This is a genomic window from Streptomyces sp. NPDC031418 (assembly GCF_055581605.1).
Genome location: NZ_JBVIJC010000017.1, coordinates 184,392 through 204,480, shown reverse-complemented (window position 1 = coordinate 204,480; position 20,089 = coordinate 184,392). Strand labels below are relative to the sequence as shown.

At 72.6% G+C, this 20,089-nt stretch carries 16 protein-coding genes; 12 read left to right on the top strand and 4 right to left on the bottom strand.

The window, feature by feature from the left end:
* The first annotated feature begins 108 nt into the window (after window positions 1-108).
* The 3 genes from ACZ5CZ_RS25515 (at window position 109) to ACZ5CZ_RS25505 (ending at window position 2,304) form a co-directional block, all read left to right on the top strand.
* Window positions 109-681, top strand: a complete 573-nt coding sequence (locus ACZ5CZ_RS25515) for an SAV_6107 family HEPN domain-containing protein (RefSeq protein WP_385843971.1) — start codon at window positions 109-111, stop codon at window positions 679-681.
* 124 nt (window positions 682-805) lie between these two features.
* On the top strand, window positions 806-1,633 hold the full coding sequence (locus tag ACZ5CZ_RS25510; RefSeq protein WP_385843969.1) for a methyltransferase: 828 nt from the start codon (window positions 806-808) through the stop codon (window positions 1,631-1,633).
* Between the two features lie 287 nt (window positions 1,634-1,920).
* Window positions 1,921-2,304 carry a DUF3040 domain-containing protein gene (locus ACZ5CZ_RS25505; protein WP_468946260.1) on the top strand — a complete coding sequence of 128 codons (384 nt, stop codon included), beginning with the start codon at window positions 1,921-1,923 and terminating at the stop codon, window positions 2,302-2,304.
* 92 nt (window positions 2,305-2,396) lie between these two features.
* Here ACZ5CZ_RS25505 and ACZ5CZ_RS25500 read toward each other — a convergent pair whose 3' ends face one another.
* From ACZ5CZ_RS25500 to ACZ5CZ_RS25485, 4 genes are all read right to left on the bottom strand, one after another.
* A complete protein-coding gene (locus tag ACZ5CZ_RS25500; RefSeq protein ID WP_468946258.1) occupies window positions 2,397-4,778 on the bottom strand; it encodes a transglutaminase TgpA family protein in 2,382 nt (793 codons plus the stop codon).
* A complete protein-coding gene (locus tag ACZ5CZ_RS25495; RefSeq protein WP_385843965.1) occupies window positions 4,775-6,136 on the bottom strand; it encodes a DUF58 domain-containing protein in 1,362 nt (453 codons plus the stop codon). Before ACZ5CZ_RS25495 ends, ACZ5CZ_RS25500 begins: the two co-directional genes overlap by 4 nt.
* Window positions 6,136-7,176, bottom strand: a complete 1,041-nt coding sequence (locus ACZ5CZ_RS25490) for an AAA family ATPase (RefSeq protein ID WP_385843964.1) — start codon at window positions 7,174-7,176, stop codon at window positions 6,136-6,138. Before ACZ5CZ_RS25490 ends, ACZ5CZ_RS25495 begins: the two co-directional genes overlap by 1 nt.
* A 246-nt stretch (window positions 7,177-7,422) precedes the next feature.
* A complete protein-coding gene (locus ACZ5CZ_RS25485; protein ID WP_385843962.1) occupies window positions 7,423-7,971 on the bottom strand; it encodes a beta-class carbonic anhydrase in 549 nt (182 codons plus the stop codon).
* A 419-nt stretch (window positions 7,972-8,390) separates the two neighbouring features.
* On the opposite strand from ACZ5CZ_RS25485, the gene rsmH reads away from it, so the two are divergent.
* The 9 genes from rsmH (at window position 8,391) to murG (ending at window position 20,076) form a co-directional block, all read left to right on the top strand.
* Window positions 8,391-9,347, top strand: a complete 957-nt coding sequence (gene rsmH / locus ACZ5CZ_RS25480; RefSeq protein WP_385843961.1) for a 16S rRNA (cytosine(1402)-N(4))-methyltransferase RsmH — start codon at window positions 8,391-8,393, stop codon at window positions 9,345-9,347.
* A 73-nt stretch (window positions 9,348-9,420) separates the two neighbouring features.
* Window positions 9,421-9,978, top strand: coding sequence for a cell division protein FtsL (gene ftsL / locus ACZ5CZ_RS25475; RefSeq protein WP_468946251.1), 558 nt, complete (start codon window positions 9,421-9,423; stop codon window positions 9,976-9,978).
* 5 nt (window positions 9,979-9,983) lie between these two features.
* Entirely contained in the window at window positions 9,984-11,948 is a 1,965-nt protein-coding gene (locus ACZ5CZ_RS25470; RefSeq protein ID WP_468946248.1) for a peptidoglycan D,D-transpeptidase FtsI family protein, read from the top strand.
* 192 nt (window positions 11,949-12,140) lie between these two features.
* The gene (locus tag ACZ5CZ_RS25465; RefSeq protein ID WP_385843957.1) at window positions 12,141-13,661 is read left to right on the top strand and encodes a UDP-N-acetylmuramoyl-L-alanyl-D-glutamate--2,6-diaminopimelate ligase; all 1,521 of its coding nucleotides are present in this window, start codon (window positions 12,141-12,143) and stop codon (window positions 13,659-13,661) included.
* 4 nt (window positions 13,662-13,665) lie between these two features.
* A complete protein-coding gene (locus ACZ5CZ_RS25460) occupies window positions 13,666-15,072 on the top strand; it encodes a UDP-N-acetylmuramoyl-tripeptide--D-alanyl-D-alanine ligase (RefSeq protein WP_385843956.1) in 1,407 nt (468 codons plus the stop codon).
* Window positions 15,069-16,142 (top strand): phospho-N-acetylmuramoyl-pentapeptide-transferase, encoded by a 1,074-nt coding sequence (gene mraY / locus ACZ5CZ_RS25455; protein ID WP_385843955.1) that lies wholly within the window; start codon window positions 15,069-15,071, stop codon window positions 16,140-16,142. The genes ACZ5CZ_RS25460 and mraY overlap by 4 nt, the downstream gene beginning before the upstream one ends.
* Window positions 16,124-17,554, top strand: a complete 1,431-nt coding sequence (murD, locus tag ACZ5CZ_RS25450) for a UDP-N-acetylmuramoyl-L-alanine--D-glutamate ligase (RefSeq protein WP_385843954.1) — start codon at window positions 16,124-16,126, stop codon at window positions 17,552-17,554. Before mraY ends, murD begins: the two co-directional genes overlap by 19 nt.
* 68 nt (window positions 17,555-17,622) lie before the next feature.
* Window positions 17,623-18,981, top strand: a complete 1,359-nt coding sequence (gene ftsW / locus ACZ5CZ_RS25445; protein ID WP_385843952.1) for a putative lipid II flippase FtsW — start codon at window positions 17,623-17,625, stop codon at window positions 18,979-18,981.
* Window positions 18,982-18,987: 6 nt separating this feature from the next.
* A complete protein-coding gene (murG, locus tag ACZ5CZ_RS25440; protein WP_467542629.1) occupies window positions 18,988-20,076 on the top strand; it encodes an undecaprenyldiphospho-muramoylpentapeptide beta-N-acetylglucosaminyltransferase in 1,089 nt (362 codons plus the stop codon).
* Window positions 20,077-20,089: the final 13 nt, after the last annotated feature.

The window sequence follows — 20,089 nt, the reverse complement described above, 5'->3', positions numbered from 1 at the left end:
AACCTGCGATCGAGGCAAAACCCCAGGTCAGAACGGATTGTCAGTGGCATACCGCACGATGTGCACATACGGCACCCGTGCCGTCACCCAGACGACAGGAGGTTCGTCATGGCCCACTCGTCCGCCGCCGCCCGCCGGCGCGCCGCCACCGGCCCTGCCCCCTCACTGACCGGCCCGGCCAGCGATGTGCACCCCGTGCTCCGCCGCGCCCCGGCCCCGCCCGCCGCCCTCGACCTGCTCGCCCAGGCCCGCGCCGGCCTGACCGAGGCGGCGCGCCTGGACCCGCCGAACGAGCGCTACGCCACCGCCCACCTCGCCGCCCTGCGCACCGCCGCCGCCGTGCTCGCCGCCCGCGGCCGCCCCGAGACCTCCCCGCGCCGCCGCGCCCGGATCCGCAGCGCCTGGGAGGTGCTGCCCGAGATCGCCCCCGAGCTGACCGAGTGGAGCGCGCTGTTCGCCTCCGGCGCCGCCCGCCGGGCCCGCGCCGAGGCCGGCATCCGGGGCGCCGCGAGCCGGCGGGACGCCGACGACCTGATACGGGACGTGGCGATGTTCCTGCGCATCGTCGAGCGGCTGCTCGTCCTCCAGCCCGTCCTGCCCCAGCCCCGCCAGGACACCGGCGAGCCGCCCGGCCCGGGCACCCCGGCGGGGACGCGGAGCGACCTTCCGGACGCGGGCTGACCACCGGCTCGTCCGCCCGGCGAGACGGACACCGCCGCCACCCCGCGCGATGAGGGGCCGGGGCGCCGAAGGCAATAGGGTGGGGTTGCCTGAAGCCGTCCAGCCCCGCGAGGAGTCAACTGCCGTGTCGGACCCGATGCGCCCGCCCGTCTCCCACCACCATGCGCAACGGGAGTCGCTGCGCTCCGGCACCCCTCGGTCCCGTGCCTCGCTCCGTACCGCCGTGGTGTGGGAGGTCCTCCAGGACGCCCTCGACGGCCGGGTCAAGGCCACCGGCCGGGAGTCGCTGGACGTCCTCGACACGGGGGGCGGCAGCGGCAACTTCGCCGTGCCCCTCGCCCGGCTCGGCCACCGTGTCACCGTGGTCGACCCCAGCCCCAACGCGCTCTTCGCGCTGGAGCGCCGCGCCGCCGAGGCCGGCGTCGCGGACCGGGTCACGGGCGTGCAGGGCGACGCCCACGGCCTGTTCGACGTGGTCGAGCGCGGCGGCTACGACGTCGTGCTGTGCCACGGTGTCCTGGAGTACGTCGACGACCCGGCCGAGGGCGTGCGCAACGCGGTCGCCGCGCTGCGCCCCGAGGGTGTCCTCAGCCTGCTCGCCGCCGGCCTCGGCGGCGCGGTGCTCGCCCGCGCCCTCGCCGGCCACTTCACCGAGGCCCGGCGGGCGCTCCAGGACCCCGAGGGCCGCTGGGGCACCGGCGACCCGATGCCCCGCCGGTTCACCGCCGAGCAGCTCACCGCGCTGGTCGAGGACGCGGGCCTCACGGTCGGCGCGGTGCACGGCGTGCGGGTCTTCGCCGACCTGGTGCCCGGCGTCCTGGTGGACACCGAGCCCGGTGCCCTGGACGCGCTGCTCCAGCTGGAGGCCGCGGCGGCCGAGTTGCCCGCCTTCCGCTCCGTGGCCACCCAGCTCCATGTGCTCGGCGAGACGCCGGGTGGCGCGGAGGCCTGAACGCATCGCCGGTGCGCCTCCCGTACCCGGCGCTGATCAGGGGCTCGGCAGCGGATGGAGTACGCCACAAGCCCCCCGAACGAGCGGTTTGCGCCGTATGATCGAGGTACACCACCCGGCATGACGGGTCGGCCGCCGGGGAATGGAAGCCTCAGCGAGCCGGATGGCCACCACGCACCGTGGTTGGTCAATTGGCGTAGAGGGGCGGGTTTCACGGGGGCGATTCCCTGCCTATCCTGAAGGGACCCCCCGGGTCGCCCCGGCGACTGCACGATGAGGAGGACTCCGTGCCGCTCTCGGAGCACGAGCAGCGCATGCTCGAGCAGATGGAGCGAGCGCTGTACGCCGAAGATCCCAAGTTCGCGTCAGCGCTTGAGGGAAGCGGGCTGCGTACGTACACCCGGCGGCGGGTCTACCAGGCGGTCGCGGGCTTCCTCGTGGGTATCGCGCTCCTCATGACCGGAATGGTCATGCAGCTGATCTGGGTCAGCGTGGTGGGTTTCCTCGTCATGCTGGGCTGTGCCGTGCTCGCCGTCACCGGCTGGCGCAAGGCGCCGAAGCCGGGTGAGCACCCGGTGGGCGCCGGGCGCCGTCAGGCCCGGCCGAAGCGCTCCATGATGGACCGGATCGAGCAGCGCTGGCAGCGTCGCCGGGACGAACACGGCCGCTAGCGGTCACACGGCCCGTACAGAGACTCCGTGAGGGGCGACCACCACTCGGTGGCCGCCCCTCACGCATGTGCCGGCGCCCTCGCGCCCCCGTGCTAGCCCCGTTGTTCCGAGGGCTTGCGCAGGGTCGGGCGGGGCATGCGGAGGCGGGAGCGCAGGGCCGACCCGCGGGCGGATGCCGCCCACAGCAGCCGGGCCGACGAGCGGGGCAGGAACCGCGCCCGCAGCCGCACCCCCGTGCTCACCGTGGCACGCAGGGCCGCGATCACCCGGCGCACATCCTCCGCCGCCCCGGTCGCCGGACGCGGCCGGGGCGCGTACAGCACCTGCTCCACCGCGCCCGCCAGCCGGTGCACCGCGTCCCCGGACGCCGGGTCCAGGCGGCCCAGCCGGACGATCCGCTCGGCGGCCCGGCGCGGGGTCAGCGACTCGTCCGGAGCGATGCCGTGGTCCCAGGCACTGTCCGTCAGCTCCTGCCAGGCCGCCAGGGTGTGGGCCGCCGCCCCCTCCTCGGTCCGCGCGTGCCCGCCGAGCCGCGCGGAGCGCACCCGCGCCCGCCACAGCATCGGCGACAGCGGCACCGCCAGCACCAGCAGTGCGGCCAGCCCGATCAGCAGCGGCCACCAGGGGCCCGTACCGCTGTCGCCGCCGGCCGGAGCCGCCGCGGCCGAGGCGCTGGAGCAGGCGTCCAGCTTCTTGAGCTGACCGGTGCAGCTCTCGCTCGGCGAGGCCGCCGCCGAGGGCGCCGAGGAGGCGTTCCGGGACGGCAGGGCCGGGTCCGGCAGCGAGGTGCCGGGGCTGCTCGACTGGGTGTACGACGGCATGGTGCCGCGGGTGGGTGTGGGCTCGAAGCGGGTCCAGCCCACACCCTCGAAGTACAGCTCGGGCCAGGCGTGCGCGTCCTTCAGATTGACCGCGACCGTGCCGTCGGCCTGCGGGGTGCCGGGCGCGAAGCCCACCGCGACCCGGGCCGGGATGCCCAGGGTGCGGGCCATCGCCGCCATCGCGAAGGAGAAGTGGACGCAGAAGCCCTCCTTCTTCTTCAGGAAGTTGGCGATCGCGTTCGGCCCGCGGCCGACCGCCACCTGGGTGTCGTACTGGAAGCCGCCGCTGACCGCGAAGTAGTCCTGGAGCTTGACCGCTTCCTCGTAGTGGTTCGCCGCGCCCGCGGTGACCTGCTGGGCGGTGCGGGCCACCACCTGCGGCAGCGACGCCGGCACCTTGGCGTACTCGCGCTCCAGGGCCGCCGGCGGCTCCGGCGCGGAGGCCAGCTGCTGGGCCGTCGGCCGCACGTCCAGGCTGGTCACCTGGTAGTGCGCGCTGCGGGTGTTCTGGCCGTGGTCGCCGACGAGCGTCATGCCGACCGGCTCGTACCGCCAGTTGCCGTCGATCCGGACCGAGCTGGGCGGGTACGGCATCGGCAGCCAGTCCTGGGCGTACCAGTCCGCCGTCGTGACGTTCGTCCGCACCGTGCTGCGCTTGATGTCCGGGCCCAGCCCGATGGGCGTGGGGAAGGTGTCGGGTACGCCGACGATGCGCCGCTGGGCCGGCTTCCAGGTGGTGCCGTCGAAGTCGTCCAGCGAGACGATCCGCAGATACAGGTCCGAGATGTCGTTCGCGCTGGTGCGCACGGACAGCACCTCGCGGTCGTTGTCCGTGTTCAGGCTGTCGCGCAGGGACACCAGGGGGTTGACCGCGGAGATGGTGCCGCCGGCGCCGCCGTCCCCGCCCACCCCGGTGCCGGCGGCGGCCAGCAGGCCGCCCTGCATGCCGGGCAGGGCGAGCGGCACGATCAGCGCCACCCCGAGCGCGACCGCGCCGATCCGGCGTCCGGTGCGCACCGGTGCCACGGCGCCTTCGGGGACGCCCGTGGAGCGGGGGCCGCCGCCGAAGACCCGGCCCCACTGGGCGAGCCGCTCCCGGCTCTCCGCGAGCAGCAGCATCAGATAGCCGCCCGCCGCCACCAGGAACCACAGCCAGTCGGCGCCCCCGTCGGACAGGCCCGCGGCCACCGAGTACAGGGCGAGCAGCGGCAGCCCGGCCGGAGCCGCGCTGCGGAAGGTCACCGCGAGGCTGTCCACCAGCAGACCGATCAGCAGCACCCCGCCGATCAGCATCAGCCGGATGCCGTCGGTGAGCGGTGCCGGTATCGCGTACTGGTTGACGTCCTGCGCGCCCTGCCGGAACAGCTCGGCGAAGAACCGGAAGGTGTCCGGACCCGGGATCAGCCCGAGCAGCGCGTGCTGATGGGCGAAGACCAGGGTCAGCAGGACCAGTGTGGTGAGCGCCTGCGCCGCCACGGTCAGCGGCCGGGCCAGCGGCACCCTCCGGGCCGCGGCGCCCACCCCGGTCTGCACGGCCACCAGCGGGACCAGTTCCAGCAGCCAGGTCGGCCGGTCCACCAGGGGCAGCAGCGCGGTCGACGCCATCAGCGTGGCCGCGGCGGCGAACAGGGACAGTCGTGCCCGCCCGCTCATCGAGACGCCTCCCCGCTCAGGGCGGCCAGGCCGGAGCGTTCCCGCTCGGCCTGCCGCCACAGGTCGTCCAGCGCGGCACCGCGCGGCACGCTCAGCGCCGTCCAGCCCGCCTCGCGCAGCAGGCGCAGCCGCTCGCCGTGCCGGTCGCCCGGGCGCGGCACATCGGTCGGCTCCCGCACCCAGGTGTCCGGGTCCAGCACGAAGGCGACGGCACCGCCGCTGCGCCGGCTCATCTTGGCGGCGGTCGCCGCCTGTCCCTCGTCCAGGTCGCCGAAGAAGGCGATCAGCAGGCCCTCGTGGCCGCCGCGCAGCACGTCGTACGCCCGGGACAGGCCGGTGCCGTCGGAGTGGTCGATCACCGCGAGGGTGTCCATCATCAGCCCGGCCGCGTCCGCGGTCTCCGGGCCGCTGCCCGCGAACCCGTCGGCGCCCTCGCCGGGCACCACGCTGCCGCTGTCCGTCAGCAGCCGTACCGAGAAGCCGCGTTCCAGCATGTGCACCAGCACCGAGGCGGCACCGGAGACGGCCCACTCGAAGGCCGAGTCGGGGCCCGCGCCCGCGTAGGCGCCGCCCCGGGTGTCGAGCAGCACGGTGCAGCGGGCGCGCCGGGGCTGCTCCTCGCGGCGCACCATCAGCTCGCCGTAGCGCGCGGTGGACCGCCAGTGCACCCGGCGCAGGTCGTCGCCGTAGCGGTAGCCGCGCGGGATCACGTCGTCCTCGCCGGCCAGGGCCAGCGCGCGCTGCCGCCCGTCGCCGTACCCCTGGGCCTCGCCGCCGAACCGGACCGGGGCCAGCGGCGCCACGTGCGGGACGACCGTCAGCGTGTCGAACGCCGAGAAGGAACGGGTCAGTTCGCACATCCCGAACGGGTCCGTCAGCCGCAGCTGGAGCGGGCCCAGCGGATAGCGGCCGCGCAGATCGGAGCGGACCCGGTAGGAGACCTCGCGGCGGCCGCCCGGCTCCACCCGGTCCAGCACGAAGCGCGGGCGCGGTCCGAGGACGTAGGGCACCCGGTCCTGGAGCATCAGCAGACCGGTGGGCAGCCGGGAGACGTTGTCCACCCGCAGATGCACCCGGGCCTCGCTGCCGGCGGGTACGCGGGCGGGGGACAGGCGGCGGGTGCCTGCCACCTGGTAGCGGGTGCGGTACAGCACGGTCGTGCAGATCAGCGGCAGCGCGGCGAGCAGCAGACCGACCCGCAGCAGATCGCTCTGGCCCAGCACATAGGCGCAAGAAGCGGCGGCGATCCCGGCCGCCAGGAAGGAGCGGCCGCGGGTGGTGAGGCCCGCCAGGGCCGTCCGGACCCCGCCCGCCTCCCCGCGGTCCGGCTCGGCCGGGCCGGTCCCCCCGGCGCTCATCACAGACTCCGCGGGGGCTGCTGGGGATAGTCCGGCAGGTTCCGGCCGAGCACGCCGAACGCGTTCTGCTGTCCGGGGGTGGCGGGCACCGGCGTGTGCTGGAGGATCTCCAGGACGACCTGCTCGGCCGTACGGCGGTTCAGCTGGGCCTGGGCGGTGGGCAGCAGCCGGTGGGCGAGGACGGCGACGGCCAGCGCCTGGACGTCGTCTGGCAGCGCGAACTCCCGACCGGCCAGGGCCGCGGACGCCTTCGCGGCGCGCAGCAGGTGCAGGGTCGCGCGCGGGGAGGCACCGAGTCTCAGGTCGGGGTGGGTGCGGGTGGCGGCGACCAGCTCCACCGCGTACCGCCGGACGGCCTCGGAGACATGGACCTCGCGCACCGCCTCGATCAGCTTCGCGATCTCGTGCGCGTGCGCCACCGGCTGGAGGTCCTCCAGGGGGCTCACCCCGCCGTGCACGTCCAGCATCTGGAGCTCGGCCTCGATGCTCGGATAGCCGACGGAGACCCGGGCCATGAAACGGTCGCGCTGCGCCTCGGGCAGCGGGTAGGTGCCCTCCATCTCGACCGGGTTCTGCGTGGCGACCACCATGAACGGCGTGGGCAGTTCGTAGCTGTGCCCGTCGATGGTGACCTGCCGCTCCTCCATGGACTCCAGCAGCGCGGACTGGGTCTTGGGGGAGGCGCGGTTGATCTCGTCGCCGATCACGATCTGGGCGAAGATGGCGCCCGGCTTGAACTCGAAGTCCCGGCGCTGCTGGTCCCAGATGGACACCCCGGTGATGTCCGAGGGCAGCAGGTCGGGCGTGAACTGGATGCGCCGCACCGAGCAGTCGATGGACCGCGCCAGCGTCTTGGCGAGCATCGTCTTGCCCACCCCGGGGACGTCCTCGATCAGCAGGTGGCCCTCGGCGAGCAGCACGGTCAGCGCGAGCCGTACGACCTCGGGCTTGCCCTCGATCACGCTCTCCACCGAACCGCGCACCCGTTCCACCGTGGCGGTCAGATCAGTGAGGCTCGCTCGATCGTCATAGGTCGTCACCCGGCCCTCCTCGGCCCTTTTTCCGGGCCGGCACGCTCGGTGCGCAGCCGGCTCACCCCGAAACACGGACACCACGCGGAAAAGGTTCCGCGTGCCGTCCCACCCGCATTCTTGCCGCCGTTACCGATTCGTGTCACTCGCCTGTGGACAACTGCCCGCACGATGTCGGTCTTACGACTTTTCGACCGCGTCGTCGACGCGGTCGCCGCAGGGATGCCTCGGGGTGGCCCGCCGGTGCGGCCCGTCTCAGGCCGGGTCGACCTCGCGCAGCAGACCGGTGCGCACGTCGAAGACGAAGCCGCGCACATCGTCGGTGTGCAGCAGGAACGGCGAGGTGCGCACCCGCTGCATGGACTGGCGCACATCCTGGTCGACGTCGCGGAAGGCCTCCACCGCCCACGCCGGGCGCTGGCCGACCTCCATCTCCAGGTCGTGCCGGAACTCCTCGGTGATGGCCTCCATGCCGCATCCGGTGTGGTGGATGAGCACGATGCTGCGGGTGCCGAGCGCCCGCTGGCTGATCGTGAGGGAGCGGATCACGTCGTCGGTGACCACACCGCCGGCGTTGCGGATGGTGTGGCAGTCGCCGAGCTGGAGGCCGAGCGCGGCGTGCAGGTCGAGACGGGCGTCCATACAGGCCACGACCGCGACCTTGAGGACGGGCCGGGCGTCCATGCCGGGGTCGGTGAACTCTGCGGCGTACCGCTGGTTGGACTCCACCAGGCGGTCGGTGACACGGCGCTCGCCGGATATGGCGCCTTCGGATCCAGTGGGAACTGCTGCGGAAGTCGTCATACTCGTGCACGTTACTGGTCGCCGGCGGCCACGGCGCGCTGTGAGAGCGGACAAAGAACGCCATCATGGCTTGTTGTGGGCTACCCCACACGGAGGGCAAACCCGACCCGGACGGGTGAATCCGTTCGAACCGCGGTTCCGGCCGGGCGCCGGTGCGCGACGCGCAGGCCGGTTGATTGACCGCGAGACAGGGTGGACTAAAGTGACGCGAAGCGGGAGGCGTGGCTCTCCCTGCTGGTGAAAACCCCGGAGACCCGGCACCCGCCCGGACGTCTCCCCACGTGCGCGGCGCGTACGTACGGCTCGGCCTCCTCCCGCTCCCGGTCGGCTGACGCTTCCGGCGCCGGCGGACCGGACCGTCACGAGCTGGCGGGGACCCGGCGGTGCGTACGGCCCGCGCCGGATCCTGAGAGGCCCCCTTGAGCCAGAGTCGACACGTCCCGGTGATGCTCCAGCGGTGCCTGGACCTGCTGGCGCCCGCCCTGGAGCGCCCGGGAGCCGTGGTCGTCGACTGCACCCTCGGCCTCGGCGGCCACAGCGAGGCGCTGCTGACCCGGTTCCCCGAGGCCCGGCTGATCGGCCTGGACCGGGACAAGGAGGCGCTGCGGCTGTCCGGCGAGCGGCTGGCGCCCTTCGGTGAGCGGGCCACCCTGGTGCACGCCGTGTACGACGAGCTGCCCGACGTGCTCCACCGGCTCGGCCTCGCGCGCGTGCAGGGCGTGCTCTTCGACCTCGGTGTCTCCTCCATGCAGCTGGACGAGGCCGACCGCGGCTTCGCCTACGCCCAGGACGCGCCGCTGGACATGCGCATGGACCAGACGACCGGCATCAGCGCCGCGGAGGTCCTCAACACCTACCCGGCGGGCGAGCTGGTGCGCATCCTGCGCGCGTACGGCGAGGAGAAGCAGGCCAAGCGGATCGTGGCCGCGATCGTCCGGGAGCGCGAGAAGGAGCCGTTCAGCAACAGCGCCCGGCTCGTGGAGCTGATCCGGGACGCCCTGCCGCAGGCCGCCAAGCGCACCGGCGGCAACCCGGCCAAGCGCACCTTCCAGGCGCTGCGCATCGAGGTCAACGGCGAGCTGTCCGTGCTGGAGCGGGCGATCCCGGCCGCCGTGAAGTCCCTCGCCGTGGGCGGACGGGTCGCCGTGCTGTCGTACCACTCGCTGGAGGACCGGCTGGTCAAGCAGGTCTTCGCGGCCGGTGCCGCGACCACCGCGCCGCCCGGGCTGCCCGTCGTACCCGAGCGGTACCAGCCGCGGCTCAAGCTGCTCACCCGCGGTGCCGAACTTCCCACCGAGGAGGAGATCGCCGAGAACCGCCGGGCCGCACCGGCCAGGCTGCGCGGTGCCGAGCGCATCAGGGAGGACGTCGAGTGAGGCCGGGTAAGCCGCCGGAGGGCCAGTGAACAGGAAACCCCAGCCGAGCAGGAAACCGGGGAAGAGGCCGGAGTTGCGGGGGAGGGCCGCGCGGCTCGCCCGGCTCCTGCCGGCCGGCCGCGCCCGGGCCGCCCGTACGCCGTTCGTCCTGCTCGTCGTCCTGCTGCTCGGCGGCGGCCTCATCGGGCTGCTGGTGCTGAACTCCGCGCTCAGCGCGGGCTCGTTCAGAATGAGCGACTTGCAGAAGCAGACGAAGAGCCTCACCGACGAGGAACAGGCCCTGCAACGGGACATCGACGCCTACTCCGCGCCCGACGCGCTCCAGCGCCGGGCCCGCCAACTCGGCATGGTCCCCGGCGGCGACCCGGCCTTCCTCAACCCCGACGGCACGGTCCGGGGCGTGCCCAGCCCCGCCTCGGCCGAGCCCGCCGCCCTCACCGCCCCGCTCGCCCCGGACCCCCTGACCCCGGCCGGCGGCCTCCCCGCCACCCCGGCCGCACCCGCCACGGCCCCGGCCACCCCCGCGAGCAGCCCCACCCCCACGGCCGCCCCCACAGCCGCGCCCCTCTCCGCCCCGGCCGCCCCGGCGGCCACCCCCCAGCCCGCCTCCACCCCGACCCCCGGCAGGTGACGGAAGTGTCCGACAGGGAACCGCCGCGCCGCCGTGTGCCCGGGCCCGCCAAGCCTCCCCGGTCGGGGAGTGCCGTGCGGCGGCAGGCCGGGCCCGGTGCCCGGCCGGCGCGCCGCCCGGGCGGTGCCCGGCCGCCGGCCCCGCGCCCGCTGAAGCTCGGCAGCCCCCGGCCCCGGCTGCGCATGGTCAGCCTCGCGCTGACGCTGGTGCTGATCGCCTTCGTCGTACGGCTGTTGCAGGTGCAGGCCGTGGACGCCAGTGCGTACGCCGCGCGGGCCGAGCAGAACCGGTATGTCGTGCATACGCTGACCGCCGAGCGCGGCGGGATCACCGACCGCAACGGCGTGGCCCTCGCCGTCAGCGAGGATGCCTACGACATCACCGCCGACCCGACGATGTTCACCAGGAAGCAGCTGAAGATCGGCGACGGCCCGGAACAGGCCGCCGCGCTGCTCGCGCCCATCCTCGGCCAGGACCAGGCCGCGCTCGTGAAGAAGCTGCGGCCGGCGAACCGGAACTCCCGGTACGCCAAGCTCGCCGCGCGGCGGACCCCGCAGGTCTGGAAGCAGATCAAGGACCTGAAGGCGGCGCTCGCCAAGAAGGCGGAGACGGACAAGAACACCGTCAACGTGCTCGCCGGCGTCTTCGCCGACCCCAGCAGCCAGCGCGTGTACCCCAACGGCGACCTCGCCGCCGGGATACTGGGCTGGGTCAACGCCGACGGCCGCGGCGGCGGCGGTGTCGAGCAGGCGCTGGACAAGGAGCTGACCGGGAAGAACGGCACGCTCCGGTACGCCCAGTCGGGCGGGCGGGAGGTGCCGACCGTGGGCTCCACGGAGACGCCCGCCGTACCCGGCAGCGACGTCGAGCTGACCATCGACCGCGACATCCAGTGGGCCGCGCAGAACGCCATCACCGAGCAGGTGCAGAAGTCCCGGGCCGACCGGGGCTATGTCATCGTCCAGGACACCCGCACCGGGCAGATCCTGGCCATGGCCAACTCGCCCGGCTTCGACCCCAACGACCTGTCGAAGGCCGACGCGGAGGCCATGGGCAACGCGGCCGTCCAGGACGCCTACGAGCCCGGCTCCACCGCCAAGGTGATGTCCATGGCGGCCGTGATCCAGGAGAACGCGGCCACCCCGCTCACCCATGTCGTCGTACCCAACCGGCTGCACCGCGGCGACCGTCTCTTCCAGGACGACGTCGACCACGGCACCTGGTACCTCACGCTCAACGGCGTGCTCGCCAAGTCCAGCAACATCGGCACCATCCTCGCCACCGGCCAGCTCGGCAGGACCCAGCCGGAGGCCAACCGGGTCCTGTACTCCTATCTGCGCAAGTTCGGCATCGGCAGCTACACCGGACTCGGCTTCCCCGGCGAGACCCCGGGCATCCTCGCGCCGTACCAGAAGTGGTCCACCTCGCAGCAGTACACGATCCCCTTCGGCCAGGGGTTCTCCATCAACGCCCTGCAAGCCGCCTCCGTGTACTCGACCATCGCCAACGGCGGGGTGCGGATCCAGCCGACGCTGGTGCGCGGCACCAAGGGGGCCGACGGACGCTTCACGCCCGCGCCCAAGCCCAAGGAGACCCGGGTCGTCAGCGCCCGAACCGCCAGGGCCGTGGCCCAGATGCTGGAGTCCGTGGTGGACGACGAGCAGGGCACCGGCATCAAGGCCCGCATCCCGGGGTACCGCGTGGCCGGTAAGACCGGCACGGCCAACCGCGTGGATCCGGCCACCGGCAGGTACCGCGGCTACACCTCGTCCTTCGCCGGTTTCGCGCCCGCCGACAACCCCCGGATCACCGTGTACTGCGCCATCCAGAACGCCACCTCCGGCAGCTACTTCGGCGGCCAGATCTGCGGCCCCGTCTACAAGCAGGTGATGGAGTTCGCGCTGAAGACCCTCCAGGTCCCGCCGACCGGGGCACCCCCCGCCAACCTGCCCGTCGACTACAAGCCCTGACCAGTTTTGACCACCCCTGATCAGCCCGAACAGCACCGGAAGACCAGGAACGCACCTGTGACAACGATCACCCCTCACCCTGGGAACCACGACGGCCCGGAGTCCTCACTTCGCCCCGGAGCGGGTACGCCCGGTACGCTCACCGCCGTGCCACACGCTGATCAGTCCCAAACCACCCAGAAGGGCGCTTCCGTGACATATCCGGGACCGCCGCGACCGGTTCAGGTCTCCGCCACACCCCTCGCGGAACTGGCCGATCAGCTGGGTGCCGCCGCTCCGGACACCGCCGCCGAGGTCACGGGGATCACCCACGACTCGCGCGCCGTCCGCCCGGGCGACCTGTACGCCGCCCTCCCCGGCGCCCGTCTGCACGGCGCCGACTTCGTCACCCAGGCCGCCGGTCTCGGCGCGGTCGCCGTGCTCACCGACCCGACGGGTGCCGAGCGCGCCGCGGCGAGCGGACTGCCGGTCCTGGTCGTCGACGACCCGCGCGCGCGGATGGGCGAGCTGGCAGCGACGATCTACGGCCGCCCCGGCCGGGACCTGCTCCAGATCGGCATCACCGGCACCTCCGGCAAGACCACCACCGCCTACCTGGTCGAGGGCGGACTCAGGACCGCGAAGTCCACCGGTCTCGTCGGCACCGTCGAGATGCGCATCGGCGACGAGCGCATCAAGTCCGAGCGCACCACCCCCGAAGCCACCGACCTCCAGGCCCTGTTCGCCGTCATGCGCGAACGCGGGGTGGAGGCCGTCGCCATGGAGGTCTCCAGTCACGCGCTGGTGCTCGGCCGGGTCGACGGCTGCGTCTTCGACATCGCCGTCTTCACCAACCTCAGCCCGGAACACATGGAGTTCCACTCCGACATGGAGGACTACTTCCGGGCCAAGGCGCAGCTGTTCACGCCGGAGCGCAGTCGGCTCGGCGTGGTCAACGCCGACGACGAGTACGGCCGCCGGCTGGCCGAGGAGGCCACGGTCCCCGTGGTCACCTTCTCCGCCGAGGGCCACCCCGACGCCGACTGGCGGGCCGAGCACGTCCAGGTCGGCCCCATGGACTCGACGTTCACCGTCGTCGGCCCGAACGGCGAGCGCGTCCACGCCCGGTCGCCGCTGGCGGGCCCCTTCAACGTGGCGAACACCCTCGCCGCCATCGTCGCCCTCGCCGCGGCCGGCCTCGACCCGCAGGCCGCCGCCGACGGCATCGCCGCCGTACCCGGCGTCCCCGGCCGCCTGGAGCGCGTCGACGCCGGGCAGCCCTACCTCGCGGTCGTGGACTACGCCCACAAGACCGACGCGGTCGAGTCGGTGCTCAAGGCGCTGCGCAAGGTCACCAAGGGCCGGCTGCACATCGTCCTCGGCTGCGGCGGCGACCGCGACCAGACCAAGCGGGCCCCGATGGGCGCCGCCGCGGCCCGGCTCGCCGACACGGCCGTACTGACCTCCGACAACCCCCGCTCCGAGGACCCCCTCGCGATCCTCGCGACCATGCTCCAGGGCGCGGCCTCCGTGCCCGCGCACGAGCGCGGCGAGGTGCTCCTCTTCGAGGACCGGGCCGCCGCGATCACCGCCGTCGTGGGCCGTGCCCAGGCCGGTGACACCGTGCTGGTCGCGGGCAAGGGTCACGAGCAGGGCCAGGACATCGCCGGCGTGGTCCGTCCCTTCGACGACCGCCAGGTGCTTCGCGAAGCTATCCAGAAGACCCAGGGATGAACTTGTGATCGCCCTCTCCCTCGCCGAGATCGCAGCAGTCGTCGGCGGGCAGACGCACGACATACCGGATCCGTCCGCAGCCGTCACCGGGCCGGTGGTCCGGGACTCCCGCGAGGTGGTGCCGGGCAGCCTGTTCGCCGCCTTCGTCGGCGAGCGGGTGGACGGCCACGACTACGCGTCGCAGGTCATCGAGGCGGGCGCGGTCGCCGTACTGGCGTCGCGCCCGGTCGGCGTGCCCGCGATCGTCGTGGACGACGTCCAGACCGCCCTCGGCGCCCTCGCCCGGCACGTCGTACGCCGGCTCGGCGCGACCCTCGTCGCCCTGACCGGCTCGGCGGGCAAGACCAGCACCAAGGACCTGATCGCCCAGGTGCTGCGGCGCAAGGCGCCGACGGTGTTCACGCCCGGCTCCCTCAACAACGAGATCGGGCTGCCGCTGACCGCGCTGACCGCCACCGAGGAGACCCGGTTCCTCGTGCTGGAGATGGGTGCCCGCGGCATCGGCCACATCCGCTACCTCACCGGCCTCACCCCGCCCAAGATCGGCCTGGTGCTCAACGTCGGCAGCGCCCACATCGGCGAGTTCGGCGGCCGCGAGCAGATCGCCCAGGCCAAGGGCGAACTCGTGGAGGCGCTGCCCGAGGACGGCACGGCGATCCTCAACGCCGACGACCCGCTGGTGCGGGCCATGGCGTCCCGTACCAAGGCGAAGGTGCTCCTTTTCGGAGAGTCGGCCGAAGCGGACGTACGCGCCGAGAACGTACGACTCACGGACAGCGGACAGCCCTCCTTCAGGCTTCACACACCCTCCGGTGCAAGCGATGTGACCATGCGCCTGTACGGTGAGCACCACGTGTCGAACGCGCTCGCCGCGGCCGCCGTCGCCCATGAGCTGGGCATGTCCGCGGAAGAGATCGCCACCGCGCTCTCCGAGGCGGGCTCCCTCTCCCGCTGGCGCATGGAGGTCACCGAGCGCCCGGACGGCGTGACCATCGTCAACGACGCCTACAACGCCAACCCCGAGTCCATGCGGGCCGCCCTCAGGGCGCTCGCGGCCATGGGCAGGGGGCGGCGCACCTGGGCGGTGCTCGGCAAGATGGCCGAGCTGGGGGACGAGGCGCTCGCCGAGCACGACGCCGTCGGACGGCTCGCCGTCCGGCTCAACGTCAGCAAGCTCGTCGCCGTCGGGGGGAATGAGGCCTCCTGGCTGCAACTGGGCGCATATAACGAGGGTTCGTGGGGTGAGGAGTCGGTGCACGTGTCCGACGCACAGGCGGCGATCGACCTGTTGCGCAGCGAGTTGCGCCCGGGGGACGTCGTGCTCGTGAAGGCGTCCCGTTCGGTGGGGCTCGAGAGCGTTGCCCAGGCGCTCATCGAGACCGGTGCCCAGGGTGAGGTTGCCGCCCGATGATGAACCAGATCCTGTTCTCGGGCGTCATCGGTCTCTTCCTGACGCTGGTCGGCACCCCGCTGCTGATCAAACTGCTCGCGCGCAAGGGCTACGGCCAGTACATCCGTGACGACGGGCCGCGCGAGCACGCCAGCAAGCGCGGTACGCCGACCATGGGCGGTATCGCGTTCATCCTGGCGACGGTCGCCGCCTACTTCCTGTCCAAGGTGATCACCGGCAAGCCGCCGACGTTCTCCGGTGTGCTGGTGCTCGGCCTGATGGTCGGCATGGGCCTGGTCGGCTTCCTGGACGACTACATCAAGATCGTCAAGCGGCGTTCGCTGGGTCTGCGGGCCAAGGCGAAGATGGCCGGCCAGCTGATCGTCGGTATCGCCTTCGCCGTGCTGTCGCTGATGTTCTCCGACGCGCGCGGCAACACCCCGGCCTCCACCAAGCTGTCGTTCATCACCGACTTCGGCTGGTCGATCGGCCCGGTGCTGTTCGTGATCTGGGCGCTGTTCATGATCCTCGCGATGTCGAACGGCGTGAACCTCACCGACGGTCTGGACGGTCTCGCCACCGGCGCCTCCGTGCTCGTCTTCGGCGCCTACACGTTCATCGGCGTCTGGCAGTACCAGGAGTCCTGCGCCAACGCGATGACGCTGACCAACCCGCACGCCTGCTACGAGGTGCGCGACCCGCTCGACCTCGCCGTGGTCGCCTCCGCCCTGATGGGCGCCTGCCTGGGCTTCCTGTGGTGGAACACCTCGCCGGCGAAGATCTTCATGGGCGACACCGGCTCGCTCGCCCTCGGCGGTGTCCTCACCGGCCTGGCCATCCTCTCCCGCACGGAGCTGCTGGTGGCCATCATGGGCGGTCTGTTCGTCCTGATCACCATGTCGGTCGTCATCCAGGTCGGCTCCTTCCGGCTCACCGGGAAGCGCGTCTTCCGGATGGCACCGCTCCAGCACCACTTCGAACTCAAGGGCTGGTCCGAGGTCCTGGTGGTGGTCCGGTTCTGGATCATCCAGGGCATCTGTGTGATCGTCGGACTTGGTCTCTTCTATGCAGGATGGGCAGCGGAAAAGTGACCTCCAGCTCGGAGCTCTTCCAGGGCAAGCACATCACCGTCGCCGGACTCGGTGTCTCCGGCGTCCCGGCGGCGAAGGTGCTGCACGCGCGTGGTGCGGTCGTCACGGTCGTCAACGACGGCGACGACGCACGCGCGCGCGAGCAGGCCGCGGAGCTGGAGGCGCTCGGCATCACCGTGCGCCTCGGCGACGGGGCGACCCTGCCGGAGGGCACCGAGCTGATCGTCACCGCGCCCGGCTGGAAGCCCGACAAGCCGCTGTTCCAGGCGGCCGCGCAGGCCGGTGTGCCGGTCTGGGGCGATGTCGAGCTGGCCTGGCGGCTGCGCGGCCCCGACGCGGCCCCCTGGCTCGCGGTCACCGGCACCAACGGCAAGACCACGACCGTGCAGATGCTCGCCTCCATCCTGACGGCGGCGGGCCTGCGCACGGCCGCCGTCGGCAACATCGGTGTCTCCCTGCTGGACGCCGTCCTCGGCGAGGAGCGCTACGACGTCCTCGCCGTCGAGCTGTCCAGCTACCAGCTGCACTGGGCGCCCTCCCTGCGCGCCCACTCCGCCGCCGTCCTCAACCTCGCGCCCGACCACCTCGACTGGCACGGCTCCATGGAGGCCTACGCCGCCGACAAGGGCCGCATCTACGAGGGCAACACCGTCGCCTGCGTCTACAACGTGGCCGACAAGGCCACCGAGGACCTGGTGCGCGAGGCCGACGTCGAAGAGGGCTGCCGCGCCATCGGGTTCACCCTGGGCGCCCCGGCCCCCTCCCAACTCGGCGTCGTGGACGGCATCCTGGTCGACCGCGCCTTCGTGGAGAACCGGCAGAAGAACGCGCAGGAGCTGGCCGAGGTCTCCGACGTCAACCCGCCGGCCCCGCACAACATCGCCAACGCCCTGGCCGCCGCCGCCCTCGCCCGCGCCTTCGGGGTGCCCGCCACGGCCGTACGGGACGGTCTGCGGGCCTTCCGCCCGGACGCCCACCGCATCGCGCACGTCGCCGATCTGGACGGCGTGGCGTACGTGGACGACTCCAAGGCGACCAACACCCATGCCGCGGAAGCGTCGTTGGCGGCATATGAGTCGATCGTATGGATTGCGGGCGGTCTGGCGAAGGGCGCGACCTTCGACGAGCTGGTCGCCGCGTCGGCGAAGCGGCTGCGCGGCGCCGTGCTGATCGGCGCGGACCGGGAGCTGATCCGCGAGGCCCTGGCGCGACACGCCCCGGAGGTCCCCGTGGTGGACCTCGACCGGACCGACACTGGGGCGATGCTCCAGGCGGTGACGGAAGCGAAGCGGCTTGCCCGGCCCGGGGACACGGTGCTCCTTGCCCCGGCCTGCGCCTCCATGGACATGTTCACCAACTACAACCAGCGCGGTGACGCGTTCGCGGCGGCGGTCCGCGAACTCCGCGCCTGACCCCGGCCGCCCGCCGGGCGGATCCTGGGAGGGACGCGTGGGACGGCCGACGTTCAGTGGAGGCGCCGATGCCCAGTAGCCGTACCGGTCGTCCGCCCGTGCAGCGGGCGTCCCGGCGTCCCGTCGTACCCCGGCCGCCGCGCGAGAACCCCGTGCAGCGGCTCTGCACGCGCGCGCGAAAGGCGTGGGACCGGCCGCTGACCGCCTACTACCTGATCGTCGGCGGCAGTGTGCTGATCATCGTGCTGGGCCTGGTGATGGTCTACTCGGCCTCCCAGATCACCGCGTTGCAGCTGTCCCTGCCCGGGTCGTTCTTCTTCCGCAAGCAGTTCCTCGCCGCGGCCATCGGCGGCGCGCTGCTCTTCGTGGCCTCCCGGATGCCGGTGAAGCTGCACCGGGCGCTGGCCTACCCGATCCTCGCGGGCGCCGTCTTCCTGATGGTCCTGGTGCAGATCCCCGGGATAGGGATGGCGGTCAACGGCAACCAGAACTGGATCTCCCTCGGCGGCTCCTTCCAGATCCAGCCCAGCGAGTTCGGCAAGCTCGCGCTGGTGCTGTGGGGCGCGGACCTGATCGCCCGCAAGCAGGAGAAGAAGCTGCTGAACCAGTGGAAGCACATGCTGGTGCCGCTGGTGCCGGTCGCCTTCCTGCTGCTCGGGCTGATCATGCTCGGCGGCGACATGGGTACGACGATCATCCTGACCGCGATCCTGTTCGGGCTGCTCTGGCTCGCCGGGGCGCCGACCCGGCTGTTCGCCGGGGTGCTGGGCGTGGCCGTGGTGCTCGGCGCCATCGCCATCGAGACCAGCCCGCACCGGATGGCCCGGCTCGACTGCATCGCGGCCACCGATCCCGGCCCCAACGACATGTGCTGGCAGGGCGCCCACGGCATCTACGCGCTCGCCTCCGGCGGATTCTTCGGATCCGGGCTCGGCGCGAGTGTGGAAAAATGGGGTGAACTCCCGGAAGCGCACACCGACTTCATCTTCGCCGTGACCGGTGAGGAACTGGGCCTGGCGGGGACGCTGTCGGTGCTCGCCCTGTTCGCGGCTCTAGGCTATGCGGGTATCCGCGTGGCCGGACGCACGGAGGACCCCTTCGTGAGGTATGCCGCGGGAGGCGTGACCACCTGGATCACCGCCCAGGCGGTGATCAACATCGGTGCGGTGCTCGGCCTGCTGCCGATCGCCGGTGTCCCCCTCCCGCTGTTCTCCTACGGAGGGTCCGCCCTGCTGCCGACCATGTTCGCCATCGGGCTGCTGATCGCCTTCGCGCGCGACGAGCCCGCTGCGCGGGCAGCGCTTGCGATGCGGCAACCTCGCTTTGGTAGAAAGCGGGCGGGAGGCTCCGGTGCGGAGCGGGGGCCTCGGAGATGGAACACGATGCGACGGCGTGCCTCGGCGGCGCGTTCGTCCGGAGAGCGGTGAATTTCGGTGCATGTCGTACTCGCCGGTGGGGGGACCGCCGGCCACATCGAGCCCGCGCTCGCCCTCGCGGACGCCCTGCGCAGGCAGGACCCGACCGTGGGAATCACGGCCCTGGGCACGGAGCGCGGCCTGGAGACCCGGCTCGTCCCGGAGCGCGGCTACGAGCTGGCGCTGATCCCGGCGGTGCCGCTGCCCCGTAAGCCCACCCCCGAGCTGATCACCGTCCCGGGCCGGCTGCGCGGCACCATCAAGGCCGCCGAGCAGATCCTGGAGCGCACCAAGGCGGATGTCGTGGTCGGCTTCGGCGGCTATGTGGCGCTGCCCGGCTATCTCGCCGCCAAGCGGCTCGGCGTGCCCATCGTGATCCACGAGGCCAACGCCCGGCCCGGTCTGGCCAACAAGATCGGCTCGCGGTACGCGGCCCGGGTCGCCGTCTCCACGCCGGACAGCAAGCTGCGCGACGCCCGCTACATCGGCATCCCGCTGCGCCGCTCCATCGCCACCCTGGACCGCGCCGCCGTCCGCCCGGAGGCCCGCGCCCGCTTCGGCCTCGACCCCAACCTGCCCACGCTGCTCGTCTCCGGCGGCTCCCAGGGCGCCCGCCGCCTCAACGAGGTCGTCCAGCAGGTCGCCCCCTGGCTCCAGCAGGCCGGTATCCAGATCCTGCACGCGGTCGGCCCGAAGAACGAACTGCCGCAGGTGCACCAGATGCCGGGGATGCCCCCCTATATCCCGGTAAGTTACCTGGACCGGATGGACCTCGCGTACGCCGCGGCCGACATGATGCTCTGCCGCGCGGGCGCGATGACCGTCGCCGAACTCTCCGCCGTCGGGCTCCCGGCCGCCTATGTCCCGCTGCCCATCGGCAACGGCGAACAGCGGCTCAACGCCCAGCCGGTGGTGAAGGCCGGCGGCGGACTCCTCGTCGACGACGCGGAACTCACGCCCGAGTGGGTGCAGCAGAACGTCCTGCCCGTGCTCGCCGACCCGCACCGGCTGTACGAGATGTCCCGCGCGGCAAGCGAGTTCGGCCGCCGGGACGCCGACGAGCTGCTCGTCGGCATGGTGTACGAGGCGATCGCCTCGCGCCGTTAGGACCGTATGACGA